Origin of the sequence: Zhongshania sp., assembly GCF_041623545.1 — a bacterium.
GTDB lineage: Bacteria > Pseudomonadota > Gammaproteobacteria > Pseudomonadales > Spongiibacteraceae > Spongiibacter.
Map to the genome: position 1 here is coordinate 1 of NZ_JBFJWS010000035.1, position 20,048 is coordinate 20,048.

15 protein-coding genes are annotated in these 20,048 nt (G+C 50.8%); 3 read left to right on the forward strand and 12 right to left on the reverse strand.

Going from position 1 to position 20,048, the window contains the following annotated elements:
- From ABYT30_RS06315 to ABYT30_RS06340, 6 genes are all read right to left on the reverse strand, one after another.
- The coding region (locus tag ABYT30_RS06315; RefSeq protein ID WP_373095674.1) for an efflux RND transporter permease subunit at positions 1 to 1,140 on the reverse strand (1,140 nt) is incomplete at its 3' end.
- Complete coding sequence (locus ABYT30_RS06320) at positions 1,137 to 2,237, reverse strand: efflux RND transporter periplasmic adaptor subunit (protein WP_373095676.1); 1,101 nt, start codon at positions 2,235 to 2,237, stop codon at positions 1,137 to 1,139. The genes ABYT30_RS06315 and ABYT30_RS06320, both read right to left, overlap by 4 nt.
- Before the next feature lie 111 nt (positions 2,238 to 2,348).
- Positions 2,349 to 3,902, reverse strand: a complete 1,554-nt coding sequence (locus tag ABYT30_RS06325; RefSeq protein WP_373083672.1) for a long-chain-fatty-acid--CoA ligase — start codon at positions 3,900 to 3,902, stop codon at positions 2,349 to 2,351.
- Positions 3,903 to 3,946: 44 nt separating this feature from the next.
- The gene (locus ABYT30_RS06330; RefSeq protein WP_373083673.1) at positions 3,947 to 5,074 is read right to left on the reverse strand and encodes an acyl-CoA dehydrogenase family protein; all 1,128 of its coding nucleotides are present in this window, start codon (positions 5,072 to 5,074) and stop codon (positions 3,947 to 3,949) included.
- Positions 5,075 to 5,094: 20 nt separating this feature from the next.
- A complete protein-coding gene (locus tag ABYT30_RS06335; protein ID WP_373083674.1) occupies positions 5,095 to 6,273 on the reverse strand; it encodes an acyl-CoA dehydrogenase family protein in 1,179 nt (392 codons plus the stop codon).
- Positions 6,274 to 6,313: 40 nt separating this feature from the next.
- Positions 6,314 to 7,480: an acyl-CoA dehydrogenase family protein gene (locus ABYT30_RS06340; RefSeq protein WP_373095686.1), complete on the reverse strand. Its 1,167-nt coding sequence runs from the start codon at positions 7,478 to 7,480 to the stop codon at positions 6,314 to 6,316.
- Positions 7,481 to 7,777: 297 nt separating this feature from the next.
- Here ABYT30_RS06340 and ABYT30_RS06345 point away from each other — a divergent pair, with 297 nt between their 5' ends.
- Positions 7,778 to 8,827: an AraC family transcriptional regulator gene (locus ABYT30_RS06345; RefSeq protein WP_373095678.1), complete on the forward strand. Its 1,050-nt coding sequence runs from the start codon at positions 7,778 to 7,780 to the stop codon at positions 8,825 to 8,827.
- A 66-nt stretch (positions 8,828 to 8,893) separates the two neighbouring features.
- On the opposite strand, the gene ABYT30_RS06350 is transcribed toward ABYT30_RS06345, so the two are convergent.
- From ABYT30_RS06350 to ABYT30_RS06375, 6 genes are all read right to left on the reverse strand, one after another.
- Entirely contained in the window at positions 8,894 to 9,715 is an 822-nt protein-coding gene (locus ABYT30_RS06350; protein WP_373081592.1) for an SDR family oxidoreductase, read from the reverse strand.
- Between the two features lie 9 nt (positions 9,716 to 9,724).
- Complete coding sequence (locus tag ABYT30_RS06355) at positions 9,725 to 11,512, reverse strand: acyl-CoA dehydrogenase C-terminal domain-containing protein (protein WP_373095680.1); 1,788 nt, start codon at positions 11,510 to 11,512, stop codon at positions 9,725 to 9,727.
- 257 nt (positions 11,513 to 11,769) lie between these two features.
- Positions 11,770 to 13,476: a class I adenylate-forming enzyme family protein gene (locus ABYT30_RS06360; RefSeq protein ID WP_373081587.1), complete on the reverse strand. Its 1,707-nt coding sequence runs from the start codon at positions 13,474 to 13,476 to the stop codon at positions 11,770 to 11,772.
- 54 nt (positions 13,477 to 13,530) lie between these two features.
- On the reverse strand, positions 13,531 to 14,787 hold the full coding sequence (locus ABYT30_RS06365) for a 3-hydroxyacyl-CoA dehydrogenase NAD-binding domain-containing protein (RefSeq protein ID WP_373095682.1): 1,257 nt from the start codon (positions 14,785 to 14,787) through the stop codon (positions 13,531 to 13,533).
- Between the two features lie 24 nt (positions 14,788 to 14,811).
- Positions 14,812 to 15,627: an acetoacetate decarboxylase family protein gene (locus ABYT30_RS06370; RefSeq protein WP_373081583.1), complete on the reverse strand. Its 816-nt coding sequence runs from the start codon at positions 15,625 to 15,627 to the stop codon at positions 14,812 to 14,814.
- A gap of 229 nt (positions 15,628 to 15,856) precedes the next feature.
- The gene (locus ABYT30_RS06375; RefSeq protein ID WP_373081582.1) at positions 15,857 to 16,654 is read right to left on the reverse strand and encodes a helix-turn-helix domain-containing protein; all 798 of its coding nucleotides are present in this window, start codon (positions 16,652 to 16,654) and stop codon (positions 15,857 to 15,859) included.
- Between the two features lie 314 nt (positions 16,655 to 16,968).
- Here ABYT30_RS06375 and ABYT30_RS06380 point away from each other — a divergent pair, with 314 nt between their 5' ends.
- Together ABYT30_RS06380 and ABYT30_RS06385 are read left to right on the forward strand one after the other, a co-directional pair.
- Positions 16,969 to 18,417 carry an MFS transporter gene (locus ABYT30_RS06380; protein ID WP_373081580.1) on the forward strand — a complete coding sequence of 483 codons (1,449 nt, stop codon included), beginning with the start codon at positions 16,969 to 16,971 and terminating at the stop codon, positions 18,415 to 18,417.
- A gap of 279 nt (positions 18,418 to 18,696) precedes the next feature.
- Positions 18,697 to 20,048 (forward strand): TonB-dependent receptor (locus ABYT30_RS06385; RefSeq protein WP_373095684.1); only part of this gene is annotated, 1,352 nt, incomplete at its 3' end.

Below are 20,048 nucleotides of genomic sequence, written 5' to 3' on the forward strand. Positions count from 1 at the left end.
CGGCATTGCAATGAACGTCAGCATAATCGCGGTGGGAATACCCACCACTACCCAAATCGTAAAGCGAAAAGGGAAGAACGCCATAAGGGTAATAAAAACTAAACACATACCCACCAAGGCGTTGCTGGTTAACATCTCAAGTAAGTTGCGGGCATAGCGGGTGGTGTCGTTAAAGGCACTTAATTCCACGCCTAAAGGGACCAGCGCTTGCTGCTCTTCGACAAAGGCGCGCAAATCATTGGCAACGGCTAAGCCGTTAGCGTTGGCAGCCTTTTTTACCAGCAAGCTAATACCCGGTTCACCATTGGCCAAGGGCTGAACCTGCCAATCTTCGTAGTCCACCACAACTTGGGCAATGTCTTTGACCCGCAAAAAATTATCGCGGCCAACTACCCTCACAATCACATTTTCGACGTCGTGAGGTTCCCGAAACTGGCCCACTGTGACCACGTCCCGCTCAGAGCTGGTCGATTCTATCGATCCGCCGGAGTCCCGGACATTACGAGCGCGAATAGCCTGCGCAATCTCATCGGGGTCAATTCCCAATTGCTGTAACCGCTGGGGATTGAGCAGTATTTTTACTTCTTTGCGGCGGTAACCATTGCGATCAGAACCAACAACACCGCTAATCCGTCGCACGTCTACCTGCAGACGGCGCGCCGTACTGCGCAGCACATCTTCATCGACATTGCCGTGAATAAGCAGCTCCATAACCGGTGTGCGGTCAGGATCGTCGATATATAAATCGGGTTTTTCCGGTACTTCAGCAGGCATCCGCTGATAGGCTCGATCGATCGCCATTTGCAGGTCGTTGCGGAAAATAAGATTTTGCTCGCGAGTATTACTTGAGCTGGATTGCACTAGAATACTCGACACCCCCTCCATGCTGGCCGAGCGCAGCACATCAACCCCGTCTATTTCGAGGATTTCTTCCTCCAGAGGCACGGTCAACGATAACTCTACGTCTTCAACACTGGCACCGGGCCAAGCGGTGGTAACAGTAAACACCCCCAGATCAATCGAGGGGTAGCTACTAAACACCTGCGCGCGGGTGGCGACAATACCGCCTAAAAATGCCATCACCAAAAACAGGTTTACCAATAAAGGGCGTCGCGCAAAAAAGCTGATTAACGCCTTCATTCCTGAGCTCCGCTGACGCCCATGCGCCGACTTACCGCGCGGCCATCAACCAATGATTCTAAATGACTAATAATCAACTCATCGCCGACAGCCATTCCCGCGAGGACCGGTAATCGATCGCCGACACCAGCGCCAAAACTGGGCTCCACCTCGCGCGCCACACCGTCTTGATAGATAAATAATACCCGGCGGCGGTTCCTGTCGACCAAATACTTTTTATCGACTACCAATACATTTTTACGAACAATACCCCGCATATTGACTTGCGCCGACATGCCCGGACGCAATTGCCGCTCGGGGTTACTCACGGTTAATTTAACGGTGAAATTGCCCGTCTCAAGATCAGCGGCAGAACTCACCAGCTCAACGCGAGCGCTGAGCTCCTGTCCTGGAACAGCCGGTGACAATACACTGGCCTCATCACCGAGACGCAATTGATTTACCTCGCGCTCGCTCACATAGGTCACTACCCGCAGGGTATCTGCGACTTGTACTATCGCCAGAGGGTTTCCCGGTAAAACCGTTTGACCCAATTCTACCAAACGCTTATCGACCACTCCGTCTACTGGACTGATAATGCGTGTTTCCCGCAAACCTTGCTCAGCGAGCGCCAGTGCCGCTTCCGCCTCATCAACTGAGGCGCGAGCGCGCTCATAGTCAGACTCGCCCTGTTTTAGCTGCTCACGCGACAGTGCCCCCGTTGCCATCAAGTCGCGATAGCGAAAGTAAGTGGCCCGGGACTTTTCAAGCTCAGCCCGCGCCCGGAGTAAATTAGCCTTCGACTGCCGTACCCTAAGCCCTTGCTTTTGGTTATCCAACTCAATCAGTAAATCGCCGGCCCGCACATTTTGGCCATCGCGAAAATGGACCTTTTCGACGGTGCCTGAAAAGTCGACACTGATGGTCACCTCTTCGGTCGATTCAAAATGACCATAGGCGGTAAACTGTAACTGCCAATCGCCGGCGTCCAGCGTTTTGGTATTAACGGACAGTTTGGCGACCTCAGCACTGGCGGGCGCAGCCGATTTAGGTTGCTCACAGGCGGAGACGAGCATCGTCAGCGAAAAGACTATGGCAACCGAAACACGGTAGAGCATGAGTGAGTAATCCTTAATACTAATGATATAGACAGTTTAAGTCATACTCGCAGCCTTAAGGCTCAAGTTACAAAGTATTAAGAATTTCCTTACAGTGCCCCGCCACACCGATTAACTCACTGCTGGATATTTTTCCGCCATCATCACCCGAATGTCTTTCTTTAAGACCTTACCGGTGGGATTGCGCGGCAATGCCGCAATGTATTCCACCTTGCGTGGAATTTTGTAACCCGCCAATTTGCCCCGACAAAATTCACTCAGCTCCTCAGCGCTCAACTCTGGCTGGCCGCCGGAAACCAGCACAGCGAGGGGAATCTCCCCCCACTTGGCATCAGGCACGCCAATCACGGAGGCATCTTGAATCTGCGGGTGGGACACCAGCAAGTTTTCAATTTCAGCCGGGTAGATATTCTCGCCGCCGGAAATAATCATGTCTTTGACGCGGTCTTGAATATAAACATAACCCTCTTCGTCCATACGCCCCGCATCGCCGGTGTGCAGCCAACCATCGACAACCGTTTTCTGAGTCGCTTCAGGATTATTCCAATAGCCCTGCATAATCTGAGGGCCTTTGGCGATAATTTCGCCGATTTCGCCCAGGGGCAACTCCACACCGTCTTTGCCTACTATTTTTATTTCCGAGCCAAACACAGCGCGGCCGCAGGAACGCAGTAACTCCGGGCGACCCGCCAAAGCCTTGCGATGATCTGCTGCCGTTAAAAAGCTCAATGCCATGGTCGCCTCGGTTTGGCCATAGCCCTGCACAAAATCGCAACCGAAAGCGTCTATGCACTCCTTCAATAAGGTTTCTGAAATCGGCGACGCGCCGTAGTTTATCGTGTGCAATTCAGAGAAATCGTAGTCCTTGATATTGGGCACCATGGCCAGCGAGAACTGGAGCATCACCGGAATAACGGCAACAGTACTAATATGTTCTTTGGCAAGGGTTTCGATCATGCCGACCGGATCGTAGTCTCGGTGAATAATCATCGAGGCGCCATAAATCACCCCCAATAAAGCACCGACTAAGCCCACGGCGTGGAATGTCGGCGCAATGACGAGCCCCCGCTCGCCCTCTCTAAAACCAATACCCGTGCTCATCGGCGCCTGATAGGAGTTGGCCAACACATTGCCATGACTGATTAATACCCCCTTCGGTAAGCCCGTGGTGCCGCTGGTATACATTTGAAATAAAATATCGTCACCAGTGATTTCCACTTCGTTCAAGCTGGCAGGGGTTTCCAGCCACGCCGCTAAAATAGGCGCGCTCTCGTCGCTGTCGATGCACACGCAGCCGATTCTATTAAGGTAATCGCCACGCAGACAATGAAACTCCTGATCCATGAACAGCAGCTTTACCTCTGCGTCGCCGGCAATAAAATCCAGTTCCGGCGCTGTAAGGCGATAATTTAGCCCTACAGCGACGGCCCCGATACGTGCGCAAGCAAGAAAAATACAGAGGTTGTCTACCGAGTTTTTCGCCAGTATCGCGACCCGGTCGCCCTTGCCAATACCTTCGGCCTGAATATGCGCTGCGATGCTATTGATATGCTCCCACGCCTGCGCATAGCTGAGCGTTTTAACATTGTCGCTGGCCATCATCATGTCGCCACGGCGGCTGGCGTGGTAGGCGGTATGGTCGCTAAGATTACTAAACAAGTTCATGGCGTACTCCAAATTATTGTTATTGTTCCAAATCAATTAACACGCTAAGCGTAGCTTAATTCACAATACTTACGACGCTGATTGGCGGCATTGCCGAAATAGCTGTCGATCATCATCAGCCGCTTTAGGTAGTGACCGATCGGCATTTCATTACTTACGCCCATACCACCGTGCAGCTGCACCGCCTCTTCGGCCACTTTGCGGCCGTATTTACCCACCATCGACTTAAGCGCCGCAATATCTTTGCCGCGCTCAGCACTGCCATCCAATACCGAACACTGCGCGCGAATCAGCAGTGAGCGACACTGCTCGGTGGCCATAAACATATCAACCATACGATGTTGCAAGGCCTGAAACTTACCAATAGCCGTGCCGAACTGCTTGCGAGTATTGGCGTATTCTGCGGTGGCCTTATACAAATATTCCATTGCGCCAACGGCCTCAGCGCAGAGCGCGATGAGGCCCTCCTCCACCACATCTAACATTAACGGGTAGGCATCGCCTTCGGCAGTAAGCATGTCGCTCGCTGGCACACGCAGATCACTGAAGCGAATATTCACAGCGCGCTGGCCGTCCATTAGCGCCACTTCTTCGCGTTGCACCGCAGGGTTCCGCGCATCTATTTTAAACAGACTAATACCTTGTTCACTGCCCACCTCACCACTACTGCGCACGGGCAGTAAAATAATGTCAGCTGCGGCATTTAATACCAACAGCTTTTCACCATTGAGGATATAGTGGTCGCCGTCGCGCTGGGCCCTGCTGTTGACGTGGCTCAAACGAAACTCGCCCTGAACCTCTAGCCAGGCAAAGCTCGCTTGCACATCCCCCGCCATAATCCCCGGCAATAAACTTTGGCTTAATGCCTTATTACTACTGCGCGCCAGTAGCTGTCCGGCCAATACAATACTGGGCCAATAGGGTTCAACCACCAAAACCTTGCCAAATTCTTCCATGAGCACACAGGTATCAACAATACTGCCGCCAAAACCACCCTGCTCTTCAGCAAAAGGCACCGTGAGCCATCCCAACTCAGCAAAGCTCGACCAATGACCCGCGCCATTAGCCTGCTTGATAATCGCGTTGCGCTGCTCCGGGCTGTAATTGCCAGACATAAATTTCGTCACGCTGTCTTTGAGCATGAGTTGTTCTTCTGTTAGCGAAAAATCCATTCTATCTCTCCTGCTTGGCCCTATAGGCCCAGTGCGAATTTAGCGATGATATTGCGCTGCACTTCGTTGCTGCCGCCGTAAATCGTACAGGCTCGGCCAAACATATAGCTGCGCCGCGCCATATTGCCGGTACTTTGCCACTGCGCATCCGCTCCTTGTGCCAAGGGCAGCATGCCACCAAAACTCGCGGCCACATCCCACTGCAGACTCTGAACGGCTTGCTGCATTTCCGTGCCCTTTAACTTCAGTAGCGACGATTCCATACCGGGCGCCCCACCGCTATCAATGGCACTCAACACCCGCAATTCGAGAAACTCTAGGGCCATCACTTCCATTTCAACATCAGCCAGCCGCGCTTGGAAATCAGCTGAGCTAAGTAAGCTTGGCGATTGATTATGACTCTGGGCTGCCAACTCGCGAATATTCGCCAAGGTACGCTTGCAGTAAGCGACGCCAGACAATGCCGTGCGCTCGTAGGTGAGCAAGGCTTTGGCGTAAGTCCAACCCTGATTTTCTTCACCAATGCGGTTCGCAATCGGCACCCGTACATTATCAAAACTGACCTCATTGAGGTGGTGCTCGTCATCAATTGAGATAATCGGCGACACACTCACGCCGGGGCTATTCATATCAATGAGTAAGAAGCTAATACCCTGCTGGGGCTTACCCTCGTTGCTGGTGCGCACCAGACAAAATATCCAATCCGCGTACTGTGCATAGGTCGTCCAGATTTTGGTGCCGGTGACCAAATAATCATCACCGTCGCGCACAGCCTTGGTTTGCAATGCCGCTAAATCTGAGCCCGCACCGGGCTCAGAATAGCCCTGACACCACCAAATATCAGAGGACTTCGTTGGCGGTAAAAAACGCTGCTTTTGCTCTTCAGAGGCGTAGCTGTACAACACTGGCGCCACCATCTTTATGCCCATCGGGACCACGTCAGGCGCGCCCGCTGCAGCCAGTTCAGTGCTGTAAATGTATTTTTGGGTTGCACTCCATGGCTGCCCGCCGTGCTCTACCGGCCAACCGTGCGCTGCCCAACCTTTGCTGTCCAAGCATTTCTGCCACTCAATACTGGCATCGCGAAACGTATCGGGGTGATGAATACGGGCGGCCAGCTCGGGGGTGTAGTTGTCCCGCATAAAGCTGCGCACTTCACTCTGGAATGCCAGCTCATCGGCATTAAATTTAGCGTGCATAGTGTGTATCTCTTTGCTGTTGATAACGTGTTAGCGCGGTTTATTCAAAAAACGAGGTAAATTTATCTGAATACAAATCGCGGCCAATAATCAGTTTCATAATTTCTGAACTCCCGGCAAAAATGCGGGTAATCCGCGCGTCGGTATACATACGGCTTATGGGATATTCGTCCATATAACCTGCCCCGCCATGCAACTGCACCCCTTCATCCACCATTTTGCACAATAGCTCGCTGGTAAACAGTTTGGCTTTCGCCGCGTCTTCTGAGGTCAAGGCGCCCGCGTTGTGGGCTGCCACACATTGATCGACATAGGCCTGCGCTACATCCAACTCAGTGCGCAAATCCGCCATCTTAAATTCCGTGTTTTGCATTTTCGACAGCGGCTTACCAAACACCTTACGCTGCTGAGTAAACTCTCTGGTCACCTCAAAGGCTTTGTGTGCGCCAGATAAAAATCCACAGGCACCAATTAAACGCTCTTCAGCCAGGCCCTGCATTAGGTAAATAAAGCCGTGACTGGGGTCTCCTAAGACGTTCTCTTTGGGTATTTGTACATCGGTAAAAAACAACTCAGCGGTATCCTGCGCCTTCATACCCATTTTCTTCAGATTGCGACCGCGCTCGAAGCCTTCCATACCGCGCTCTACCAAAAACAAGCCAACGGCGTGGGGGTTGTTATCGGGATCGGTTTTCGCCGCCACAATCACCACGTCAGAATTGATCCCGTTAGTGATATAAGTCTTCGTGCCATTCAATAGCCAGTAATCGCCCATATCCTTGGCATGGGCGCGCATACCGGCAAGATCAGAGCCCGCATCTGGTTCAGTCATTGCAATCGCAAGAATAGTTTCGCCGCTCACACACTTTGGCAGCAAACGCGCCTTCTGTTCATCATTGCCAAAGCGATCAATATACGGGCCGACCAAACGACTATGCAGGGTATTCGCCCAGTCACCAGCATAGATACGACTGGTTTCTTCAATAATAATTTGCTCAAAGCGAAAGTCTCGATCGCCCATGCCGCCATATTGCTCGTCAGGCCAAATCATTAAAAAGCCCTGCTCACCGGCACGCTGAAAAGCCTCTCGGTCAACAATACCTTGTTCCCGCCACCGCTCAGTGTGCGGTGCAATTTCTTGCTCCAAAAATTTGCGGTAGGCCGTGCGAAACATGACTTGTTCTTCGGTGAAATTACGCGGCAACATAATGATGAATCCCATGAAGTTAGCATTTTATTGTTATCAGTAAGCCTCACTTAGCCCGCAAAAAAATTCTACGGGTATCCACTCGTCGAAGCTGACGCCGGTCTACTGACGCAACCCGTTTGAGCAGTGCTTACCGCTAAGCGTAGAGAGTCGCCTTTATCCCCCTGCTAGGCAATGACAAGCAATGACATCCAATAGACATTATGTTACAAAACAAAACCCAGAACGGGACAAGACTTAGCAATTGATAATAGCGCCGCGATACTGCGTGACTGCCCGGCCCCACCCAGGAAATGTATGGAAAACAGGACCATCTCAATCGCGTTTATACGCAATATGGTGTCAGGCTGCGGCTTAGCCCCGCGCTATTGCGATGAACTCCTGCGCCGGGCGGGTGTAGACCCAGCCGCGATAGACAGTCCCCAAGCAAGAGTCAGCCCGACACAACTATCGCAACTCAACAAATGGATTACCGACGCCACTGGCGACGAGGGCATGGGACATTATTTGCGTCCACAAAAACGTGGTACGTTTAATATTCTCGCCCGCTATATGCAAACCGCAAATGACTTACAACAAGCTATCGAGCGCAATGTCGGCTTTTATAATTTATTCGATTTTGGGTTTAGACTGACTCTCCTCCATCGCGGCGAAAACATTCACTATCGCGTCGAAGCTGAATACGGTGTGGTGCTGAGTAACTGGGTTTACGAGCAATTATTAATGGTTAACCATCGCTTCCTGTGCTGGCTCACCAACAGCCCTATCCCCCTGAGCAGAGTCAACCTAAACTACGCGACCCCCGCCCACAGTGGCGAATACCACTATTTGTTTTTTAGTGACACTCGCTTTAACCAGCCTCACTGTGAGATTATTTTTGACAAAAAACTGCTTAAATTACCCGTGCTGCGCTCAAGCCAAGAGCTAGAAGATTACCTAAGCAAGGTGCCCTATGAATTTTTACACAGCAACACCCGCGCCAGTAGCTATACCGAGCAAATACGGACCGTCATCAAAAAGTCTTTACCGAGTGTTCCCAGTTACGATGTCCTAGCAGACACTTTGGGTATTACGCCGCAAACACTGCGGCGGCGACTACGCCAAGAGGGTTGCGATTATCGGCTAATTAAAAATGAATTAATTCGAGACACCGCAATTGGCTATTTATTACACGACAATAAGGACGTAAAAAGTATTTCTTATCTACTGGGCTTCTCAGAGCCCAGCGCATTTATACGGTCGTTTAAGAAGTGGACAGGAGCAACACCCAAGCAATACCGAGAGCAGTATGGCGCTGCGCCGCGGCAGGAGTCGACCACTAGCAAAACAAGCTTAATAGCCAACTGAGGCGCATTAAATCTTTTTTATAGCGCTGGCACCCGTTTAGCAGTGATTATGCGATGACAATATTGCCTAATCGCTAATGACGTGCTGGGAGTTTATCGACGTACCACCATCAACGGGTATCACGGTACCATGAGTGTAGGCACCCGCCCGAGAGCTTAAATAAATTGCGATACCGGCCATTTCTTCGGCCTGCCCTGCGCGCTTTAACAAGCTATTCGCGGCGACATCTTCGCCAAATTCACCAAATACGTGATCGGTCATTTTGCTGGGGAAAAAGCCCGGTGCGACCGCATTAACCGTAATAAACTGTGGGCCAAGTTCAACCGCGAGATGCCGGGTGAGGTGATGCACTGCGGCTTTACTCGCCGTGTAAGCGTAGGTGCCGGTGCGGTGAACGCTGGGAATATGAAGCCCGTCAATGGAGCCGATATTGATCACCCGGGCAGGATCCATTTGCGAGGCACCGGCGACCAAAAGTGGCGTTAAATCTCGCGTCAATGCAAACACCGCGGTCACATTTAAGTTCATTAGTTTTTCAAAAGCCGACTCGGGATAATTTTCGAAGTCCGCGCCCCAAGCCGTGCCCGCATTATTAATCAATATATCCAGCTGAGACTCCCGGGCTTGTAGAGTACTGCATAAATGCCCCCGCCCCTCTGCGCTCCCCACATCGGCGGATATCGCAAAGCACTCACCAAATTCGCTCAACTCTGCCGCTGCAGTATTACATGCTTGCGCATTGCGAGCAGAGATGTACACCCGCGCACCAGCTTGAAGCAGGCCTTGAGCCATCATGCGACCAATGCCCCGTGAGCCACCTGTAATCAGCGCGACTTTACCATTAAGGGAAAAAAGCCCGTTGATACCTAAATTCAATTCGCCATTCATAATAGGTTCCTATTGCTGATAGCTCAGTATATCGTCGTCGGTCAAACTCATCACCGACTCGGCGCCTGCGCGAATTAAGGCGGCGTGGGTTAGCGTACGCGGCAGAATTTTCTGAAAATAAAAGCGCGCGGTAGCCAATTTGCAGCGGTAAAAACTATCCTCTTTTTCAGATAATTTCTGTTTGGCCACAACGGCCATTTTCGTCCACATCCACGCCAATGCGATATAGCCGCCCATCATAAGGTAATCAACAGCTGCTGAACCTAGCTCGTTCACATCATCCGCGCATGCCGCGCCAACTTCAGCAGTAATTACCTGCCATTCCGCCAAGGCTTTGAGTAACACCGGCGTAAATTCATCGTCATTAAGATCCGCCAAACTTGCCTTAATCTCGCCGGCTAGTAAGTTCAGCAGTTCGCCGCCAGAACCCATGACTTTACGGGCCAATAAATCCAGCGACTGAATACCCGTGGTGCCTTCGTACAAAGTACTAATGCGCGCGTCACGGACATTTTGCTCCATGCCCCACTCGCGGATATAGCCATGACCACCGAACACTTGCATGCCTAGGTTGGCCGCTTCCAAGCCATTTTCAGTCATAAAACCTTTGGCAATCGGCGTTAGCATTGCCAGCATCTTATCGCCCTTCGCGACCAAATCCGGATCTTTAGAGTAGGCACTTACATCAATATATTTAATAAGAAAATGGGCCAGCGCGCGGTTGCCTTCGGCAAAAGCGCGAATAGTGAGCAGCATGCGCCGCACATCGGGGTGAACAATTAATAAATCAGCCGGGCGATCTGGGCTTTTTATCCCCGTCAGCGCTCTGCCCGCTTCGCGCTCGCTGGCATAGCGCCAAGCACCCTGCAAAGCCAGCTCAGCGTGGGTAATCCCCTGCACGGCTGTCCCCACGCGGGCGCCGTTCATGAAAGTAAACATACACGCTAAGCCGCGATTTTCTTCGCCGATCAAAAATGCCTTTGCACCGTCAAAATTCATGACGCAGGTAGCGTTGCCATGTATGCCCATTTTATGTTCAAGCGCCCCGCAGTTCACCGCGTTACGCTCACCCAGAGAGCCATCATCGTTAGGAGAATATTTCGGGACAATAAACAGAGAAATTCCCTTGGTGCCAGCGGGCGCGTCCGGCAGGCGAGCAAGAACAATATGTACAATATTCTCAGCGAGGTCGTGATCACCTGAGGAAATAAAAATTTTAGTGCCCGTCACCCGATAACTGCCGTCACCCTGAGGCTCGGCCTTAGTCCGCAGGAAGCTTAAATCACTACCACACTGAGGCTCGGTCAAGCACATCGTGCCAGTCCATGCTCCCTCGATCAGCTTTGGTAAGTACAGTGCTTTTTGCTCGTCAGTGCCGTGGGCATATATTGTCGCCCGCGCGCCACCGCTTAAACCAGGGTACATCGACCAAGATTGATTGGCCTGCCCCATTAACTCCCCGACCATCATATCGACTGATCCCGGTAAACCCTGACCGCCAAACTCTTCGGGCGCACTTAATGACGGCCAGCCACCCTCACAGTATTTTTCATAGGCCGCTTTAAAACCTTTCGGTGCCTGAACACCATTTGCAGTTAACTGACAACCTTCTTCATCACCACTGCGATTTAAAGGCGCCAATTCATTTTCCGCAAATTTAGCAGCCTCTAACAGAATAGCATCACACAATTCGGCATTGACGTCGTGCAAACCAAGACCGCGATAATGGGTGTCGAAATCCAATACTTCGTTACGAACAAATTGAATATCACGAACTGGTGCTTTGTAATTACTCATCGTTAGCTGCCCTAAATCGGTAAAGTCATTGCCCTACCTTGTTCATTAATCAAAACACTATAGTGGCGACAAGCTCGCGCCTAGACCATGACATGGGATGTCTAGCTAAGACAATTTCCAAATAACATGTAAAAACAGCCAAAAAACCGGCTTTAGGAATAGTAGCTCATGGGGAGGTAAGGCTGGGCTGGGCGAGTCAGCATGCACCATCCATATTGCTGGTCCGACATCGCCACTCATTAGATAACAGAGACTTTTTAGTTAAGCGTCGCTAAGACCTGCTCTTTTATCTGCCGCTTAAATATTTTATCCGTCGCCGTTCGGGCCAGCGGCGTATCGCTAAACTGAATAAAAGCTGGAATCTTATAGCTGGCAAGATTTTGTTTTAACAGTTCCGTCAACGCCTCGGCGCTTATTTTCTTCCCCGCCTTCATATAAATAACTGCGGCGACAATCTCACCCAAACGATCGTCCGGCAGGCTAAAGACCGCGACTTCTGCGACATCTGGGCAAGCATAAATCGCCGCCTCCACCTCACTGCAGCTGATGTTCTCACCGCCGCGAATGATAATATCTTTAATGCGATCAACGATAGATAACATGCCATTTTCGTCGATAAAACCGATATCACCGGTGTGAAACCAGCCACTCACAAAAGCGGCTGCAGTAGCCTCAGGCTTATGCCAATAGCCCCGGGCGTTGGACGGACTTTTTATACAGATTTCGCCCCGTTCACCCACAGCAAGGCTGGCGCCGCACTCGTCGATAATTTTAATTTGCGTCACCGCCGGTGATGGAATACCCACACTAGCGGGGCGCTGAATATAGGTTACGCCCATATTCACAGCGCCAACGGCGTTAGTCTCAGTTAAACCGTAGCCGCTGCCTGGGGTGAGATTGAACCCCTCACTTATTCTACGGACATGCTCCGGTGGCCGTGCGGCCCCAGCAGAGTAGAGTTCGCGCAGGCTAGATAGGTCACGATCACTTTTTTCCGCGGCGTCGAGTAATTCTTGGGAGACCGTCGGCACACCATTTACATAGGTAATTTTCTCCCGTTCAATAAGCGCAAGGGCTTCCTGAGGGTCCCATTTGTACATCATCACCAGCTTCCGACCGATGACGATAGACAATAAAAATAAGCTATGGGAACCCGTTACGTGGAACAGAGGCACAGTTAATAGCGCCACAGCATCCTCTGGCGGCGCGGTATTCTCTGCTTCATCATCCTCAATCGCTGCAGCCGCAGCGCCAAGTAGCACCCAGCTCATTAGGGAACTGATAATTCCCCGATGCGTTGAGACAACACCCTTGGGGTGCCCGGTAGACCCCGAGGTATATAGAATACTTACGTCGTCATCGGCTGCGATGTCGATGGTAGGCATCGTCGCTTCAGGGTAGCGATTTGCAAGATCAGAAAAATCATAGACATTGGCATCCTCACTCACTGGCGGCGTACTCGCGGCAAGAACGAGCGTCAAAGCCAACTCACCGCGAAATGGCTTTATACGATCGAGGCGCTGTTGATCGACCACAACAACACGCGCGCCACTATCTTGCAGGCCGTATTTTAATTCCTCGCTGGTCCACCACGCGTTCATTGGCACGGCCACAGCGCCCAGCGCGGTGATTGCCATAAAGCTTAAAATCCATTCAGGATTATTGCGCATAGCAATCGCGACGCGATCCCCCTTACCGACACCTAAGTCCTTTGCCATGGCTGCCGCAAGTGCCGCTGCACGCTCATAGGTTTGGCGAAAGCTCAGGCGCTGTTCTTGATAAACAAGAAAAGTCTTATCATCGTAGGCCAAACACACTTGATAAAGGTCGCGTAAATTGGCGGGCGCATTTTTGTAAACATCGTAGAGCACGCCGTTTACAGTTTGCGGCAGGGTTTCAAAGTCAGCACCGGTGGCGGTAAAGCTTGCGATACTATTTTTTATCTTTAGGAGTGTGTCTTCCATAAATTTGCTCAATATTATTAGTTCGTGGAATCCATGCGAGAAATTCGTTAAACCTTAAATGGCTTCCCCGCGCAGAAACTCAGGGCGTTCAAACAACGGCGCTGGGTAATCATAAAATCCCCGTCCCTCTTCTCTTCCTGATTTACCTGAAGCCACTTGTGCAGAGAGAAAACCCTCAACCACCTCAGCCTTTGCTGGGGTAAATATGCCCAGGTCACGATAGCTGCGGTAGCCCTGTAAAAACGTCGTGATGCCCTGCTCATCAAGATCACCAAATGGCCCCTGCAGCGCACCAGTACCACACATCCAGGCCCGGTCGATGTCACTGCTGCTCGCCACATCGCTTTTGGCGAGGAGCACTGCTTGTTCGATGACCGTTCCCGCCAAAATTTTATAGAGATCCTCGCCGGTCGCGTCAGAGACAAGGTCAGCATTTTCATAGCTAGGTGCAGGATATTGATAAAAGCCCTGCCCTGATTTCATCCCCAAATTGCCGGCATTAATATGTGAAGACAAGAGCGCAATAACCTTTGTCCGCAGCGCCGCATTTTGCGGATCACTCTGCTGGTGGGCCCAGCTATCGTGCACCACATCCAGACCAAAAAGGTCTATCATGCCAAAGGGACCCATCGGCGCTTTGGCACCCTGCATCCAAGCCCGATCAATATCTTCTATCGGAATACCACCATCCAACATCAGCCCCAGCGCCATACCCAATAGCGAGCCTAGCAGGGTATTGAGCACATACCCGGGGTTTTCCTTTTTTAGGATCAAGGGCACGCCGTTAATACTCAAAACGTAACGTCGCAATATATCGACGGTCTCAGCACTAGTGTGAGTGCCCCGCACGATATCAATTAACCTTGCACCCAAATGTGAATGTAACGCGGCAAATTGCCTGCTACCCGCGAGCGATCTTTCTATTTGCGATACCAATAGCGTGCTGGTATTCGTGGTGAGAATCGCCGTCGGAGGGCACAGCGCTTCAAGCTGTTGATGCACAGTGCGTTTGATATCAAGGCGCTCAGCAACAGACTCGCTAATCAACTGAGCGTTTTGCACCGCCAAGGCTAATTCTGGTTCAATGCGTATATTTTGAACTGCGGTGTGAATGTCATCTTCACTGAAAAATCCGACATGCACCAGCATCGCTGCCATTGTGCCAATCTGCTCGCGGGTCTCATCGAGCACCGCGCTCGACACGTCGAAAAGAATAGCCTCATAACCTGCGGCAGCAGCCATCAAGGCGTTAAAGCGTCCCATCGTACCGGCGCCTATAAAGCACACCGTTTTTATTTCAGCAATTTGCATATTAACGCGTCTCCCGTGCGTGGATCACCGTGATAAGGTCCGCGACCAGCGCTCAGGTAAACTTAAATTTGTGCGGCCCCGCGTAACTAGGGCGGGCAAGTACTCCAGCACCGGTAAGCCCGCCAATGCGTTCACAATGTGGTATTGCGTGGGGTTCTGTTCCCAGGTCAAATTTTCCCAGTTGAGTTCGCCGCGACCCACAAATACTTCGCTGTACTCATTCTTCGATGGAAATAAGGTCACTTCATTCACCGCTGGCGGCCCAAAGCCGCCAACGGCGGGGAGAAAGCGCCACGCCATAGGATTATCCTTCGCGGCGTCAGCTTTTAACTGTGCCTCAACATCGTCGGTGCTGACCTTAACCAGACTATCGATTGTCATATCGACAATGGGGTTGTCAAAATGCGAAGCGCCAACCTGCCAACGGCCATTATCAACCCGGTGATCCGGTATGTCGGCAAACACTTTAGGTATGCCTTGGAGCTCGCGACCAGAAAGAATCGCATCGGTAAGGTTTTCCCACATCACCAAGCTATAGGTACCGACCAAGCGCTCCTTGTCGCCTTTAAAAACAACCTGAGCGTTGACCCCTAAAAGGTTATAGCCCCGCCCTGCCAGCCAATCGACCTTTTTATTGCAAGCGTAAAAAACCGAGACGATAGCGTCGTCCGCCACCTCGAATGCATCGGGCAAATAGGCCGCGAGCTTCTCGCGGTCAGTTTTGTACGAAACGACCATCGCAGTAACATCGTGATACCAACCGGAGGTTTTTTCGCCAATATAACGCGGCCCAAAATGGGCGGGCATCATGTAGCTTTGATGTGGATCCAAGGTAAACATGGCTCTTTCCCGTTTTATTGATATTTACAACCCAAGGCAATCAGGTTTTATGCGAGGCGGCGCAACGGCCTTTTTAGCAAGCTCGCAATGACGGGAAACATTGTTACGCATGTCGACAGCAGACCACCACGACACAGCAAGTCTATAAAGTCGCAATAGGCTGAAAAGAAGCGGGAGATGACGCCCGGTAAGGGCGTGAAACTGATTGTGTGCGACAAATACGCCAAATTTAGTAAAACAAAAGTGGGTGGCGTATATCCGCGTCAGCGGGAAAGCTTAAATCGAGATTATCGTCTTCGGGGTAGAGTATATTAATGGTCAGGCGCGGATCGGATACAAAGGCCGCGGGCCCCAAGGACCCGACAATAGTACTGACATTAAAAAAGTTCTGAACTTCACCGCGCAAATCAATTTGCACCCTAAAACTGGACCTTGGCTCCATTTTAGCCGCGCGTTGCGCCCAATCTGTCGGTACGCCGCTGCGCTCGAGCAAGCTGTCAATCTGGGCTTGATCATCGGGGTTATTACTAAATAAAGCAGCCTGCTGGCCCGCCATAATAATCGCGGAAACAGTGTCTTCCCAGTCCTTTACCATGCTATCGCTGCTACTACGACCAAAGACAAAGTCATAATTATTGGTAATTTGTGCCAGCAATGACGCAGGAACCACCTGGGTAAACAAATTCACAAAGCCTTTGTTCACCATCAATATCTGGGAATCATTGTCGACTAGGGTCGCTGGGTGGGGGTCTAAGGCGCGCAGGGTTAAAACCATGGCTTTACGTAACCAGCGCAGGTCCGAGGAGTTAAAATCTATTCGCTCGGCCAGTGGCGCGTAGCCCGCCGAAATTAACAGGTGATTTAGATCGCGCTTCCCAAGCGCAAGAACCTCGCCGATTTGCAGCACAATGGCTTCACTGGCGCGGCACGTTCCCGTTTCCAAGCGACTAATATGCCGCGGCGAGCTATCTAGACGCGCGGCTAGCTCCTCTTGACTAAGCTGGTGTACCCGCCGCCAAAACTTCAAAAACCGGGAAAAGGCGTAATCTGATCGCTGCTCGATAATCTAAGCCCATCCTACTGATAACAATCGGAATTCATACTACCTCTGACACTCGCAATCTGCAATCCACCCCTACTGGACACCCCACGTCGTGGTCACACATGACATTGGGTGTAACATCCTAACGCTGGCGCATGTAATGCGATGAAAGGCAGCACCCACTTATCCTAGACCAAGCGTATATCCTGCTTGTTGATGAGTACTAAGGGTAAATCACCAATATAGAAAGATTGCCAAACTGGGCAACAATAACACTTAACTCACTGTGGTAATTAACATTGAAAACGTCCTTGAAAATTGGCTACGGCATCGGCCAGGCTGCCGACGGAATCAAAACGGCTGCGTTTAGTACCTTCTTGTTTTTTTATTACAACCAGGTACTTGGCCTTTCTGGTAGCTTGGCAGGAATGGCCGCACTGCTCGCCCTCATCGTCGATGCCGTTACCGACCCGATGATTGGCCAAATATCGGATCGATTCAACTCCCGTTGGGGCCGTCGCCATCCCTTCATGCTTGCCGGCGCCATCCCATTTGCCGCAGCCATGATTGCCCTGTTTAGTCCCCCGGCAGGAATGAGTGAGATGGCATTGTTTTCATGGATGTTAGCGTGGGCTATCGCCGTTCGACTAATGCTGACATTCTTTTTTGTCCCCCACCTGTCCCTCGGCGCGGAAATGGTAAGGGACTATCACGAGCGTACCAAGCTCATCGGCTACCGGGTATTTTTCTCCTACGCCGGCGTACTTGTGACCACAGTCTTAGGTTTTGCTCTGTTTTTTCCGTCTACCGACATGTATCAAAATGGCATGTTAAATGCCGACAGCTATGCGTCTTTTGGCGCTTTTGTCGGGATAATGGGTATGGCGGTGATGCTCATATCGGTTTTCAGCACTCGCAGCGTGATCCCCGGCCTCTCAAAGGCGGTACACGATCCCCTTGCCAAAAGCCCATTTTTTGGTTTTGTAGCGGTGTTTGTGACCTTAAAAGAGCACGCGTTTAGGATCCTTTTCCTAGCAACATTAATGTTTATGGTTGTGGCTGGCGTGAGCCAGACCTTATTACTATACGTAAGCAGCTATATCTTTGAATTTACCTCTGATCACTTAGCCATTCTTTCTTCATCGGTTATTTTCAGTATTTTCCTCGCACCGGCGATTGCTCAGCGTCTCTCAACTAAGATCGACAAAAAGAACACCCTCGCGGTGTGCGCGTTTGCGGGTGGCGTCATAGCGGCATTCCCATTTTTTCTGTATTTTTTAGACTTATTCCAGCCCCTATCGATTTCCTCGCGCTTAACGATTGTTTTTATCGGCAATGCCATAGCGCAATCCTTCTTTATTGCCTACATCATTATGCTTGACTCCATGTTGTCAGACACCATTGATGTTCACGAACAGCACACCGCTAAGCGTGAAGAAGGATTATTCTTTGCTGCCCGCTCCCTAGCAACCAAGGCGAGCTTCGGATTAGGCAGTTTTTTTGCGGGTGTCGCATTGGATATCATTAATTTCCCGAAAAACACCTTACCCGGCGACATGCCTGCCGCAGCGGTAAGTAATTTAGCGATACTGGCCGGCCCAGTGCTCCTCGCACTATTTATGTTGACGATCGCAATATCGTCGCGCTACCCACTAAGCTCTGCCGGCCACCGAGAGGTGCTCAAGGTAATCGCTAAAAACAAACAGGAAATCGACCTGAAATTACATGCGGCACAGGAATTGACTTAGCTCTGACGTTGCGCAGTAAACCAGGCTCGCGTCACCATTGCGCAGCGTCTCTCACGACAAACGTTAAGCATTTGATTTTTATAATAAAATATAGAGATTTAGCGAAACACTATAAATCCATCTCCGTGGCTGTTGCGACTACCCGACTTGCTAGGTCGTGGTAATTGACTTACCCGCCAAGCACTATTGATAACACGGTGCATCTCGAAAAATTGGCACTTGATAATAATGGCAATGTACGCGAACCCTGCGTAATTTAAGGCTCGTAAGAGGTGAGGAATGATTAAAATTGATCGGCTAGGCGCGGTAGTTAGCGCGACAATATTTAGCTCAAGCTTACTCGCAGCTGCAGGGTCAAATACCGCTGACCAAAGTAAATCTCGGATAATTGAGGAAGTCTTTGTTACGGCCCAGAAAAAAACGGAAAGCCTTCAAGACGTTCCTGTATCTGTTTCCAGCTTTGATCGAGACTTTATTGGCGACCTCGGCAGTACAGATGTTGGCGAATTGGTACAGTACACACCAAACGTCAAATTTAGCACCGCCCTAGGCTATGCTCCGGTACTCACCATTCGCGGCTTCGGCACCCCGCCCTTGGGACGCGGCCTTGAGCCGTCGGTAGGACTCTCTATTGACGGTGTTTTCTATGGCCGTTCATCCTATATCAACGACGCATTTTTTGACCTTGAGCGCATGGAAGTACTGCGCGGTCCACAGGGAACACTCTTTGGCAAAAACACCATCGCAGGGGTATTAAATTTCACCACCCGGGACCCTGACTTTGACAATAGCGGCTTTATCAGTACCGCAGCAGCGAGCTACGACACCGTAAGCGTCGAAGCTGGCAGCTCTTTTTCAATTATCGATAATGTCTTAGCTGGACGTGTCTCGGTTCGCTACAATGATCGCGACTGGCATGTTCACAATACCGCCCGCGACAATGAACAAAATCACGTAAGCGACCTTTCAAGCCGACTAAAGCTCAAGTGGTTTATTAACGACAGCTCCAGTCTGTTACTCAATGCGTGGCAGTCCAAGCAACGAGAATTGGGTCTAATATTACAGCTCAAAAAAGCGACGGAAAAATCACTAGTGGTATTCCGTGAACACGACCCCGCTGTCGAGGCTGATGCATACAATGATACCCTGTCAATGGATCGGGACACTTTCTCAGACCGCGACACCCGTTCAGTCAATCTTAAATATGCTTTGGATATCGGTGACTTTGGCGTATTTAGCAATCTGAGCGCACAAGTTATTGGCGGTTGGTCTGAGGTGGTCAGTCCCTACGCCATCGATGGTGATTTCTCACCAATTGATTTCATCAATTTCGGTACAGATGAGCCGGATTATTACGAACAAAATCTACTGGAGATTCAGTTCACAGGCAGCTTACCAGCGCCCTTTGGCCTCGGATACGGCATAGACTTTATTTCTGGTGCGTTTGCATCACAGAGTGATCACGGCGTTTCCGTTAAACAGAAAAACGGTACAGGGATTGTCGATTATACCCGCGCGGGTGCATTCTTCGATCCCGCGCCCAGTCTCGTTATACCTTTACCGACGAATGTGAATCCGTCCGATGACGGACGCGGTGAAACCATTTTCGCTTCAACCGAAGTTGACTCTCA

What these genes read in the sequence shown, in the direction of transcription:
- ABYT30_RS06320 (WP_373095676.1), bottom strand. Translation starts at nt 2,237, where the DNA reads ATGCTCTACCGTGTTTCGGTTGCCATAGTCTTTTCGCTGACGATGCTC.
- ABYT30_RS06325 (WP_373083672.1), bottom strand. Translation starts at nt 3,902, where the DNA reads ATGAACTTGTTTAGTAATCTTAGCGACCATACCGCCTACCACGCCAGC.
- ABYT30_RS06330 (WP_373083673.1), bottom strand. Translation starts at nt 5,074, where the DNA reads ATGGATTTTTCGCTAACAGAAGAACAACTCATGCTCAAAGACAGCGTG.
- ABYT30_RS06335 (WP_373083674.1), bottom strand. Translation starts at nt 6,273, where the DNA reads ATGCACGCTAAATTTAATGCCGATGAGCTGGCATTCCAGAGTGAAGTG.
- ABYT30_RS06340 (WP_373095686.1), bottom strand. Translation starts at nt 7,480, where the DNA reads ATGTTGCCGCGTAATTTCACCGAAGAACAAGTCATGTTTCGCACGGCC.
- ABYT30_RS06345 (WP_373095678.1), top strand. Translation starts at nt 7,778, where the DNA reads ATGGAAAACAGGACCATCTCAATCGCGTTTATACGCAATATGGTGTCA.
- ABYT30_RS06350 (WP_373081592.1), bottom strand. Translation starts at nt 9,715, where the DNA reads ATGAATGGCGAATTGAATTTAGGTATCAACGGGCTTTTTTCCCTTAAT.
- ABYT30_RS06355 (WP_373095680.1), bottom strand. Translation starts at nt 11,512, where the DNA reads ATGAGTAATTACAAAGCACCAGTTCGTGATATTCAATTTGTTCGTAAC.
- ABYT30_RS06360 (WP_373081587.1), bottom strand. Translation starts at nt 13,476, where the DNA reads ATGGAAGACACACTCCTAAAGATAAAAAATAGTATCGCAAGCTTTACC.
- ABYT30_RS06365 (WP_373095682.1), bottom strand. Translation starts at nt 14,787, where the DNA reads ATGCAAATTGCTGAAATAAAAACGGTGTGCTTTATAGGCGCCGGTACG.
- ABYT30_RS06370 (WP_373081583.1), bottom strand. Translation starts at nt 15,627, where the DNA reads ATGTTTACCTTGGATCCACATCAAAGCTACATGATGCCCGCCCATTTT.